The following is a 12,565-nucleotide window of genomic DNA, read 5'->3' as shown; positions in this document are numbered from 1 at the left end:
TATGCCTTTACTTTCTCATTAACACAACAATCTAAGGCACAGCAAAGAGTCAGAATTCGATAAATAGCAAATACGCAATATCCACACTTCCCTTCCCGATCATTCCAAAGATAAGCCCATAAAAAATCCCGATACGAAACCCATCCTGTCAGATGAGTTCCTATCGGGATTCTCTGTTCTATTTGAATAATAACCTAAGGCCTTACTTACACTGTGGAATCAGTTCAAAGATTTCGGTTGTACCTGTAATCTGAACTTTTACCGCTTTCTTATCCAACTTCAATTCAAAGTATGAAGATTTCACAGCCAGTTCTGAAATGACATTACCTTTCTTATCAAGTTGCGAAACAGTAATACCTGCAGTCTGTTTCGACTGATTCATCAGGCAAGTATATCCGGTTACACCTTGAGGAACTTCAAAAGTCAGAGTACCTTCTTGTGCATACGATGTTTCCGGATTTTCATCGAAGGCATACAAAGCCTGTGTCGGTTTTTCAGTTTCCAGACTGAATCCCAAAGCCTCAACTTTAGCTGGATTCACTTCGAACGAACGGATAGCGGCATAGTTGGTCTTTTTCGAATCCAGACGCTTCAGGCGAACGTAACGCGCCTTGACCGGCTCACCTGTCCAGTGAATTACATACTGCTTGTCCAAATCCGGCAACAAAGCTGTCCAGGTTTTACCGTCTGCCGAACATTCCAACACAGCGTGGTCAAAATAGTCTACATCGTCTACCGAATTACGGCCTTGCAAAATAGACACTTCCTTCACATCTTCTACATAACCCAAATCTACTCCAATCCAATCGCCTTCCTTCTGAGCCGTACCCGAAGTATAGAAAGTAGTAGAGTCATTATCAAACATCAGTTTGTTCGAAGTAGAACGAATAGTAGCAAAAGAACTGATAGCTCTGCTCACTTTCGGATACTTTCCAGCCAATTTGGTATAGAAGCCGTATGCCATATCGTCCATAGCATGTTCATAGAACGGCTGAAGCTTCATTGTTCCCGATTTATGAGCATTATAAGCTTTTTTGTCGTCCTCCGACATCAGGTTCTCCACATATTTATTCCAGAAAGCATTATTGTCACTTCCGTCTTCATACTGTTTGATAAGCATCATGGCATTCTTTCCTCTCGTACCCAACTTACCAAATTCCTGCAACCAAGGATTCAACTCTTTCAGAAGTCCTTTATTAGTACATCCGGCCTCCATTTCTGCCGGTACTTTCTCTACCTTTTCAAACTCCTTCAAGAGTGCCTGATATTGCGCATCTGTATAATTACTGATACGGAACGTTTCTGTTTCCCACGATTCGTCACGGCGATAACCGTTTTCTGTATCGGAAGAGTGGATAGCAAAGGTACGATAAGCATCTTTTGCCTGCGGTACAAGCACTTCCAGACCTCTCTCCCAGTTATCCAACGCATTATAGTTGGCTGTATTCCATGCATAATCGGCTACCCCATACAACGCCAGTTTAGAAGCCTCACCATGCTCCATCGGATTACTTGCTATACCGCACAAATCGTTGGCAGTAAGCGAAGTATTAAGACCATATACAGGTCCCTGCAACAGAATATGGCGTACATAGTCAGTCACCGGATAGTTCCACCAGAAATAAGCCGGACGCTTGATGCGAGAATTCACCCAGTCTTGTGTTTCTTTCGTCAAATCGCTGCACACCACATCTCCGGTCCAAAATACCTGTACAGAAGGATCGAGCGTATTACCGTAAATAGCCAGACTTCCCTGAGGAGTAGGATTGGCCCACAGCTTTGAATAATCTGTCGGACATACAACCAGCGAAGCCACATCACCTTTTGCTTTTACAAAGTCTGTATTCAAGCGATTCAACAGTTCCACCTGCTTGACCGGATTGGTTCCTTCGCCCGAAATATCATCGAAGAAAATAGCAAACGAACGAACACCCAAATCGTACATCCAATTGAACTTGTTCACCAGATTCTGATAGTCTTCTTCATTCCACTTGATATCTTGTCCCGGATGAATAGCCCATACAAAGTTCACACGGTTACGGCGGCAAGCCTGAATCAGTTCCTTAATATTAGCCGCTTCTTTTTCCGGATAAGGCAGACGCCAGTTCGGACAGCTGTGATACGGATCATCTTTCGGACCATACAGATAGCTGTTCAGCTTAAACTTGCCATAGAAATCAATCAGCGACATACGTACTTCGTGCGACCAGGGAGTACCGTAAAAACCTTCTACCACTCCTCTGTTAGGCAAATCCGGGTAGTCGTTTATAGTTATATAAGGAAGATTACCTTCGGCAGCTACCGGACTTTCCATAATCTGCTTCAAAGTCTGAATACCATAAAATGCTCCTTGTTCATCATAACCGGTAATTGTAATCCCTTTCTTGTCAATTGTCAGTACGTAAGCACCTGAAACAGCTTTCACACCTTGTTTGGAAGCGACCTTTGTACCAAAATCGATAGTCAGTTTCACTCCTTTCTTCGAAGCTGCGATAAATCCGAAATCTTCGGCAAATTTCTTCTGTTTGTCGATTATCCGCACACCTCCAGTCACATCCAGACGGGTGTTCCGGTCTACTGTCAACTGATGCGGAACAGGATTAATCACCAATCCTTGATGATCCAGTTTCTTACCGGGAACCGGCAACACGTCCTGTGACTCCGAACGCTGTGAAGACAAGTCGAAATCAGCTTCTTGTGCAGCTACATGCCCACAAGTCAATACTCCAGCTGCCAAAGCAGCCATTACTTTTCTTGATATTACCATATATAAGATTAATTTAAGTTTTCAGATTAAAAGGTTTTACTTCACCAAACGCGCTGTCAGCTTAGACTTCGAAAGAAGAGAAACCAACAAATAACATACTCCAAACGTAGTACATGCCATGCAGATTATCCGCGCCCAATACGGGAGAAAGGAGAAATCAAACAAATCGTATGCCATAAACACAAAGGTATAATGACACAAATAAATACCGAATGTCATACTTGCCATACGCGAAAGCCAGGGTAAAGAAGATATTCGGGTTTTCTGTACGATGACAAAGACCGGAAAAGTCATCATGAACACATTGATTCCGGCGAAATACCATACAATTTCAAGATAAGCATAGTTTCCCGGATAATACTTCTGTGTAATGATATATCCCACAGAGGTAATCATATAACCGATTATAAACATAGGCACTGATATAAGCCAAGTCTTTTTCCAACTCCAGTTCAATGGATAATGAGTAAGATAATATGCCAGTATCAGATAACCGATAAATCCGGAGAAATAATAAAAAGTGCCATAGGAATTCCAGTCGCATACCCCCAATATATCCATATTACCATAATTCCCCTGATACCCCAAAAACGGAGCTGCCATTTTAATGTAAGGAAGGAACAGAGATATACCCCAAAGTATCAGTACAGTCCTGATGTCTTTCTGTGAGGCCTGAACCAGCCAGCTGCTCAATATCGGCATCAACAGATAAAGTCCGATAAGCATATACAGATACCAGAAAGGTACCGTATCAAAATTAAAGCTGAATACAAAGGTATAAAGACGCTGCAACCACGTGTGCACCGTATAATTGTCTGTAGAAAGCAAAGGATTATGAGTATCCGGACTCACATAATTGAAATAAAGAAAAGCAAGAGTGGGAAGAGCCAGCGACCAAAATACAAGCGGAGTAAGGATACGACCGATACGTTTCTTATAGAAACTCTGCAAAGTATACTCCTTGCCGACAGGAAGCAACAAAACTCCTGTCATCATTACAAACAAAGGTACACACGGACGAGCCAGACTGCCAGAGAACACCCCTGTCAGAAACGATTGACGATTAGCATCAAATTGTCCTACGAAGCCGTCACAACAATGAGAAAACACTACAAAAAAACAGGCAAGCACTCTCAACAAATCCACCCAGCCTATATTTCCCTTTTCTTTACCATTCATTATTTAAAGAATTAACAAAGTTTATCACTGAGACAAAAATAGTGCACTTCGGGTAATAAATCTTTGTTCTACCTTAAATAATTCTATTTGTTTAACGTTTTTGCTTACAGTTGAAACAGTCCGGTTTCCTCATTAGTCCCAAACTTCGTAGGACCCACAGTATTCAATTTATTTCACCTTGACCGAAATCACAGGCTGTTCTTTTCCTTCATCCAAAGGTATGGCCTTATATTTTACACGGGTAAAATCAATTCGGTTCAAATCTATATTTCGTATTGCACTATTGTACATCGTACGATAATAAATCTGCTTGTTTGTTACATCTGTAGCCGAAGTCCATTGAGTAGCACTGGGGATATCGGCCATCGGTTGTCCGGCTGCATGTTCAATTCCGATTGGAATATCGAAGTTGTTCAGTATCTGAAAGCACTGCAACACGGTACTCTTACCAGTAGCCTGCTGCGGAGCTGTAGCCTGATAGAAGGCAGCCCGTACAAAACGAGACGGAGGAGTCACATCGCCCGGTATACCCAGGAAACCGCTGCCCGCTCCAAACGACTGCAAGCTGACATCTCCTAATTTCTGTGACGGTGCACTTCCCGGGAAAAGATTCACATAATTGTTCAAGTTTGTCAATTGCCAGTCGAATCCCGGAGAATTGGTCAAAACTCCCAATGCATTCTCATAATACTTCAAGACTCCGTCTACGATTTCAAGTACCAGCTGTCTGCCCGAAGGATCAGAAAAACGCCAGTGTACTGTTTCGGCACGAGGGTCAATAGCCACCACATGCACCTTCTCCAAGGCCAGTTTCACTTCATCTACATTCTTGCAAGTTCCCAATACATAACTCACCAGTTGTAAATCGGCAATAGCTTCTTCTTTCCGTGTTTTGTCGAAAGTTTCATATTTACCATAGCGCGGGAAATAGAACAATCCGGCAGACAAGCCCTCTTCATTCAGTCCTTCGGCTACAAATTCTTTCTGTTCTACAGACAGTCCCACATATCCGTAACGGGCAGTAAATTTCATTCCATCCACTCCTGCCGGTGTATACGACTGCTGTGCATATCCACGAGGAACAACCACATACAAACTGTTCAGGTCACTTCCTCCCCATTCAATAGTACGCGCCACAACATAAGATCCGTCTTTTGCCTTTAGCGTAATACCTGTACACGCACTGGCGCGATACATTCCCAAACTTCCTGCTATTACAAGCAGTATCATTAAAATTCTATTTCTCATAAGTGTATAATTTTAATATTAAAACACACAAACTCAATCTATTGTTTTCCAAGTCATTCAGAATCTGATATCTTTTTCCATACTTCCTGTTTATATTCATTAGGGGTTTTTCCCGTCAACCGACGAAAGAACTTGCAGAAAAACGAAGCATTGGGGAAGTTGAGCGCATCGGACACCTGATATACCAGTTTATCACTATGCCGCAACATTAGTTTTGCTTCTTGTAAAACGGCCTCATTGATCCAGTCCATTATCGTTCGCCCACTAATCTGCCTGATAAGCGTACTCAAGTAGCGGGGAGTAAGATACAGTCTGTCCGCATAAAACGAGACATTCCGCTCGCGGACAGCATACTTATTAACAAGTTCCAGAAACCTGTTGAAAACTTCTTCCTTCCGTGTATATCGTGTACTATCTTTCGTCTGTTTCTGCGCACAAAAACATTCTATCTGACGGAACAAGGCAGAGACAAGGCTTTGAAGTGTTTCTTTCGGAAAAGGTCTGTCATTCATTACTTCCCACATCAAGGTACACATCAGTTCCATCCTCCACTCTTCCTGTTCTTCCAACGGAAGCTTCAAATACAGCCGTCCGGACAAATAAGACATCAACAGCTCTTCTTTCTGCCAATCTTCCATGAAATTATTGGAAACTGCCAACATAGACAAATCACAATCCGGAGAGACATATAATACCTGCAATACAGTTCCCCGGGAAGCAACAACCAACTGATGCGGTTCAATCCGAATCTCGCGCAAATTCACACGTACATCTATATATCCCGAGCGCATATACACTACACGCCCTTCCATCAGACGAAAAGGCTGACGAAATTTCACAAGAAAATGCATCAAGTCCTCAGCACCTTGAATACACCGGATGAAAGCAAAGTCATCGGATACAAAACGTGAAACATTACGCAATCCCGTAGAAAACTCTTTCACCTGCTTAATGGCAAAATGCATCATCTCTTTTTGTTCCATAGCAATGTAGATTTGTTCCTGTAAAGATAATTATTATTGAATATAAAATCAGTCTTTTCTTCTATTATCGAACAAACAGAACATACGACACAACAAGCAGAACCTGTCAGGAACAATAGAATTACATACCTTTGTCATAGAAACCTTAAAGAAAAATTGAAATGAAACGGAATCTGCTCCTTATTCTATGCATCTGCATGGGAATACACAGCCACGCCCAACTGACCTTGGAAGAATGTCAGCAAAAGGCACAGGCCAACTATCCGCTCTCCCGACAATATCAGTTAATAGAGCGGTCCACAAGCTATACGCTTGCCAATGCAGCCAAAGGCAACCTGCCTCAAATCAGTCTCCATGGAAAAGTATCGTATCAAAGCGATGCCACGACACTCCCGTTTACTTTGCCCAACCTTGATTTCCAAGGCATGTCCAAAGACCAATATCAAATTATGATGGAAGTCAGTCAGAATATTTGGGACGGAGGACAGATTCACTCCCAGAAAGCACAAGTGCAGGCTCAAGGAGAAGAGGCTGAAAGACAGTTGGATGTAAACATGTATGCACTCAGAGAACGAATCAACCAATTGTTTTTCGGTATTCTCCTTTTCAATGAGCAACTGGATCAGAACACCCTATTACAAGAGGAATTACAGCGAAACCTCGTCAATATAAAAGCCTACTGCACTTACGGCATAGCCAACGAGGCAGATGTAGATGCTGTACGTGTAGAAATCTTGAATACCCGGCAGCAACGCATACAAATAGAAAGTAACCGTAATGGCTATCTCCGTATGCTGAGTCTGTTTATGGGAGAAGAAGTAAATACAAATACCCTCTTACAAAAGCCCGACCTTCCTCTATCCGATACCTCCCTTTCAATCAACCGACCGGAACTGGCTCTTTACTCAGCGCAGGAACAGACCCTCCACATCAAGGAACAAAGCCTGAAAACGGGATACATGCCTCGTTTCAGTCTTTTTGCACAAGGGGCTTACGGCAATCCCGGACTCAATATGCTTAAAGATTCCTTTGAACCTTATTTTATTGTGGGAGCCAAAGTGAGCTGGCGGTTCGGAAGTCTTTATACTTTGAAAAACGACCGGAAGAAGCTACATACCGAACGTTTGCAAGTACAGAACAACAGAGATGTATTCTTGCTAAACACCCGGATTGCTTTAACAGAACAAGAACAGGCTATTCATTCTCTACGGAAACAAATGGAAGAAGACGATGAAATGATTCGCCTGCGAATCAACATACGTAAAGCCGCCGAGGCTAAGGTTGCCAATGGTACACTGACTGTAACCGAAATGCTGCGGGAACTGACACACGAAAGTCTGGCCAAGCAAAACAAAGCATTGCACGAAATCCAGTTGCTCATGAAACTTTACCAGCAAAAACACATTACAAACGAATAATATATAAAATAGTCATTAAACAAATCTTGTTATGAAAACAATATCTTTTCTTTTTGTTCTATATGCCTTTCTGTTCTCTTCCTGCCGCTCCGAACAGAATTTTGATGCCACAGGGACATTCGAAACCACAGAAATCATCGTTTCTTCCGAATCAAACGGGAAGTTGTTTTACCTGAATGCAGAAGAAGGAAACCGCCTGAAACGTGGAGAAGAGGTCGGGCTGGTGGATACCATCCAACTCTATCTGAAAAAACTTCAACTGGAGGCCAGTATGAAATCTGTAGACAAACAACGTCCGGACATCCGAAAGCAGATTGCAGCTACAAAAGCACAGATCGCTACTGCACAGAAAGAACGTACCCGTACCCAGAATCTGATTCAGGCCAATGCTGCCAACCGCAAACAACTGGATGACTGGGACTCACAGATAGCAGTGCTCAACCGCCAGCTGGAAGCACAAATTTCTTCTTTGGAGAACAATACAGCAAGCCTCAACGAACAAAGTTCCTCGGTAGCAATCCAGATTGCACAGACCGAAGATTTGTTGAAAAAGTGCCACATCCTCTCCCCTATCGATGGAACTGTTTTAGTCAAATACACCGAACCCGGCGAAGTGACAAGCATCGGAAAACCCCTGTTCAAGATAGGCGATATGGAACATCTTTATCTGCGCGCCTATGTCACTTCGGAGCAACTCGCCCAGGTTCGTTTGGGAGGAAAAGCCACTGTATATGCCGATTTTGGCGACAAGAAGCGGAAAGAGTACTCCGGCACTGTAACGTGGATAGCCGATGAAGCTGAGTTTACTCCCAAAACCATACTGACCGATGACGAACGTGCCAATCAGGTTTATGCAGTAAAAATTGCAGTCCGCAATGATGGTGCCATCAAACTGGGAATGTACGGAGAAGTTGTTTTCCACCAAGAATAAGTAAAAATTGCACAAAATGAAACAAGAAGAAAAACCTATTATTCAGGTAAGTCACCTCGGCAAGCGTTACGGAAAGACGGTAGCTCTGCACGATGTATCGTTCAGCGTAAAACGAGGAGAACTGTTTGGAATCATCGGTCCCGACGGTTCCGGAAAGACAACCTTGTTTCGCCTCCTCACCACCCTATTGGCTGCCGACGAAGGCCAGGCAGAATTATGTGGTTTCAATGTACTTACCGACTATCGGAAAATACGGCAACGGATAGGCTACATGCCCGGTCGGTTCTCGCTGTATCAAGATTTGACAGTAGAAGAAAATCTCACCTTCTTTGCCACTGTATTCCATACCACAGTAGAAGCAAACTACGGACAAATCAAAGAGATTTATGAACAGATAGCCCCTTTCCGTCACCGGCGTGCCGGAGCCTTATCGGGAGGAATGAAGCAAAAACTGGCATTATGCTGCGCCTTGATACACAATCCGGAAATCCTCTTTCTCGATGAACCAACTACCGGAGTCGACCCGGTTTCCCGCAAAGAGCTCTGGCAAATGCTCCACCGGTTGCAGATACGGGGAGTAACCATCGTTGTTTCCACTCCTTTCATGGACGAAGCCCGACGCTGCGACCGTATCGCCTTCATCCGCGAAGGTTATATATCAGGCATCGATACTCCCTCTATTATACTGGAACGGTTTAAAGATATTCTTTGCCCTTCCCCCCTTCATCACGATAGCACTTCTGCCGATGATACCCCCATCATACGGGTATCACAACTGGTCAAACAGTTCGGTCGTTTCACTGCAGTAGACCATATTTCCTTCGAAGTAAAGCGTGGAGAAATATTTGGTTTTCTGGGAGCAAACGGTGCAGGAAAAACTACCGCCATGCGTATTCTATGTGGTCTGAGTCTTCCTACAGAAGGGCAGGCAGAAGTCTTGGGATACGATGTATATACCCAAAGCGAGGAAATCAAAAAACACATCGGCTATATGAGTCAGAAGTTTTCATTGTACGAAGACCTTACAGTACGGGAGAATGTCCGTCTTTTCGCAGGTATTTATGGAATAGCAGAAAAAGAAATCGCTCCCCGCACGGAGGAAATGCTGCGACGCATCGGTTTATACGATGAACGGAATACCTTGGTCCGACAGTTGCCTTTAGGATGGAAACAACGTTTGTCCTTCTCAATATCCATCTTCCATCATCCACGCCTGGTTTTTCTCGACGAGCCTACCGGCGGAGTAGATCCCGCTACCCGAAAACAATTTTGGGAATTGATTTATCAGGCCGCCAACCAAGGCATTACAGTCTTTGTAACCACTCATTACATGGACGAAGCGGAATACTGCGACCGTATCTCCATGATGGTCGACGGACGCATCCGTGCTCTTGATACACCGGCAGGGCTCAAAGCTACCTTCAAGGCAAAAGACATGGACGAAGTTTTCCAAAAACTGGCCCGTGAAGCGCAACGAAGCGAGTAGTAACCTTACAAATTTCTCAATGTATGAAACAGTTTATCGCCTTTGTCAGAAAAGAATTTTATCATATCCTGCGCGACAAACGAACATTACTGATTCTTATCGGTATGCCCATCGTGCAGATTATCCTCTTCGGGTTTGCCATTTCTACTGAAGTAAAAAATGTACAGACCGCCATATTGGTTTCTTCTACAGACACCGATACACGATATCTTATCGACCGCATCGATGCCAACGAATATTTCACCGTAAAATACATTGTACACTCTCCCGAAGAGCTGGAAGTCCTTTTCCGGAAAAACAAAATTGAACTGGCCATTGCCTTTCCCCCGGATTTCAACCGACAACGTTTCGATACAGAACAGATTCAGATTATTGCCGATGCAACCGACCCCAATCTGGCTCTCACCCGCAGCAGTTATGCTTCCGGAATCATCAGAACGGCACAAGCCACACTTGCCGATGCAGGTAAAGTACATCCTTCTCTGCTTGTACACAACAGATTACTATACAATCCGCAAATGAAAAGCGCCTACAACTTTGTTCCGGGGGTAATGGGACTGATTCTGATGCTGATATGTGCCATGATGACTTCCATTTCCATTGTCCGTGAAAAAGAAACCGGTACGATGGAACTACTGCTCGTCTCTCCCGTCCATCCGTTTCTGGTCATTCTTTCCAAAGCAGTACCCTATTTTGCGCTCTCCGTACTGAACCTTACTACCATTCTATTATTGTCAGTCTTTGTACTCGATGTACCGGTAGCCGGCAACTTGGGTAGCCTGCTGGGAGTTTCTCTGCTGTTTATTTTTGTTTCACTGGCATTGGGATTGCTTATCTCCTGTCTTACCCGTACCCAAGTGGCCGCCCTGTTAGTTTCGGCAATGGTATTGATGATACCGACTATCATTCTGTCGGGTATCATCTTCCCCATCGGAAGCATGCCTCCCATCCTTCAGGGACTGTCCTGCCTCATCCCTGCCCGATGGTATGTCAGCATTGTACGCAAACTCATGATAGAAGGTGTTCCCCTCGCCTATGTATGGCAAGAAGTAAGCGTGCTCTTACTGATGGGAATCCTATTGACCGGCCTTACCATCCGCAAGTTTAACAACCGATTAGAATAATATATTTGAGTCTATAAGTCCATGATAAACTGGCAACTTAACCAAAGAACTCAAAAACTTAAGAACTCAAAAACTCAAAAACTCAAGAACTCAAGAACTCAAGAACTTAAAAACTTAAAAACTTAAAAACTTACACCTATGACATTACGTTATCTGATAGAAAAGGAATTCAGACAAATCCGACGCCATAGTTTTCTGCCCCGGCTACTGTTTATATTTCCGTGTATGATTATGCTGGTACTTCCCTGGGCGGCTACATTGGAGATAAAAGATCTTCGCATTGCCGTCATCGACAACGACCGGAGTCCTTCTTCCGAACGGCTGGTACACCGTATCGAAGCATCTCCTTACTTCAAACTCACCGAACTGCCGGCTACTTACCCCAAAGGAATAGAGGCCATAGAAAAAGGTCGTGCCGACATTGTGATGGAAATACCACGCGGCTTTGAAAAAGAGCAAATCCAGGGCCGGACAGCTTCTATTCTGATTGCAGCCAACTCGGTAGACGGAACGAAAGGAGCACTGGGCAGCTCTTATCTGCAGCAGATTCTTATGCCCCAGCAAAGCACTGCCTCCATACGCTATCGGTTCAACCCACATTTGGATTACAAGATGTTTATGGTTCCTGCATTAATGACCATGATACTGGTCATGATCTGCGGCTTTCTTCCAGCCCTGAATATCGTCAGTGAAAAAGAAACCGGAACCATTGAACAAATGAACGTAAGTCCTGTCAGTCGTATCACTTTCACCTTAGGTAAGCTACTCCCCTATTGGATGATAGGCTTTCTGGTATTGAATCTGTGTATCGGTCTTGCAGCACTGGTCTACCACATCACTCCCCAAGGAAATCTATGCACCATTTATCTGGCCGCATTGGTATTCATTCTGGTGGTCTCCGGTCTCGGACTGGTTATTTCCAACTATTCATCTACTATGCAGCAAGCCATGTTCGTCATGTGGTTCTGCATGCTGATTTTCATTCTGATGAGTGGTCTTTTTACCCCTATCGGCAGCATGCCCGAATGGGCACAAACCCTCACCTACCTCAACCCATTACGATACTTTATGGAAATCATGCGCATGGTCTATCTGAAAGGCAGTTCTTTTGCCGATATTATATCGCAACTGCTCACTCTATCCGGATTTGCCACCACTCTGTACTGCTGGGCTATATACAGCTACAAGAAGCAGGCATAATATCAGGAACGAAAGAATAACACTCCCTGTTCTTACAGTTGTTAATCTATAATCGGCGATGTCGGCTGTCCGTTCAGCGCCATTGTCCGTAGAGCCGACGACGCCGAACGGACAGCCGACGACGCCAATTAAAAGGCAATACCAACCACAGCAACCTATACTTCTTTTTCTTTTTATCGCCTATTCAGCCCTCAAATTTTCCTCTATTATCATTTTTAACACAGATATT

The 12,565-nt window shown here is 43.9% G+C and carries 9 protein-coding genes; 5 read left to right on the top strand and 4 right to left on the bottom strand.

Annotation, left to right across the window (positions count from 1 at the left end; all coding sequences use genetic code 11):
• Positions 1-202: 202 nt before the first annotated feature.
• From WKU26_RS03910 to WKU26_RS03895, 4 genes are all read right to left on the bottom strand, one after another.
• Positions 203-2,767: a beta-N-acetylglucosaminidase domain-containing protein gene (locus WKU26_RS03910; RefSeq protein ID WP_340320967.1), complete on the bottom strand. Its 2,565-nt coding sequence runs from the start codon at positions 2,765-2,767 to the stop codon at positions 203-205.
• 36 nt (positions 2,768-2,803) lie between these two features.
• Positions 2,804-3,946, bottom strand: coding sequence for an acyltransferase (locus WKU26_RS03905; RefSeq protein ID WP_340320966.1), 1,143 nt, complete (start codon positions 3,944-3,946; stop codon positions 2,804-2,806).
• Between the two features lie 168 nt (positions 3,947-4,114).
• Entirely contained in the window at positions 4,115-5,194 is a 1,080-nt protein-coding gene (locus WKU26_RS03900) for a choloylglycine hydrolase family protein (RefSeq protein WP_340320965.1), read from the bottom strand.
• A 53-nt stretch (positions 5,195-5,247) separates the two neighbouring features.
• Entirely contained in the window at positions 5,248-6,177 is a 930-nt protein-coding gene (locus WKU26_RS03895) for a helix-turn-helix domain-containing protein (RefSeq protein ID WP_340320964.1), read from the bottom strand.
• Positions 6,178-6,338: 161 nt separating this feature from the next.
• Between WKU26_RS03895 and WKU26_RS03890 the strand changes: the two genes are divergently transcribed.
• The 5 genes from WKU26_RS03890 to WKU26_RS03870 all read left to right on the top strand — a co-directional run bounded on the left by WKU26_RS03890 (position 6,339) and on the right by WKU26_RS03870 (position 12,336).
• Positions 6,339-7,595, top strand: a complete 1,257-nt coding sequence (locus WKU26_RS03890) for a TolC family protein (protein WP_340320963.1) — start codon at positions 6,339-6,341, stop codon at positions 7,593-7,595.
• A gap of 31 nt (positions 7,596-7,626) precedes the next feature.
• Positions 7,627-8,526 (top strand): HlyD family secretion protein, encoded by a 900-nt coding sequence (locus WKU26_RS03885; protein WP_269877269.1) that lies wholly within the window; start codon positions 7,627-7,629, stop codon positions 8,524-8,526.
• 16 nt (positions 8,527-8,542) lie between these two features.
• Positions 8,543-10,012, top strand: a complete 1,470-nt coding sequence (locus tag WKU26_RS03880) for an ATP-binding cassette domain-containing protein (protein ID WP_340320962.1) — start codon at positions 8,543-8,545, stop codon at positions 10,010-10,012.
• A gap of 23 nt (positions 10,013-10,035) precedes the next feature.
• Positions 10,036-11,136, top strand: coding sequence for an ABC transporter permease (locus WKU26_RS03875; protein ID WP_178266761.1), 1,101 nt, complete (start codon positions 10,036-10,038; stop codon positions 11,134-11,136).
• 138 nt (positions 11,137-11,274) lie between these two features.
• On the top strand, positions 11,275-12,336 hold the full coding sequence (locus WKU26_RS03870) for an ABC transporter permease (RefSeq protein WP_340320961.1): 1,062 nt from the start codon (positions 11,275-11,277) through the stop codon (positions 12,334-12,336).
• Positions 12,337-12,565 lie beyond the last annotated feature (229 nt).

The sequence above is a fragment of the Phocaeicola sp. HCN-40430 genome (assembly GCF_037890285.1).
Classification (GTDB): domain Bacteria; phylum Bacteroidota; class Bacteroidia; order Bacteroidales; family Bacteroidaceae; genus Phocaeicola; species Phocaeicola acetigenes.
Note: the sequence above shows the minus strand (reverse complement) of the source record. Positions and strands in the feature narration are given on the sequence as shown.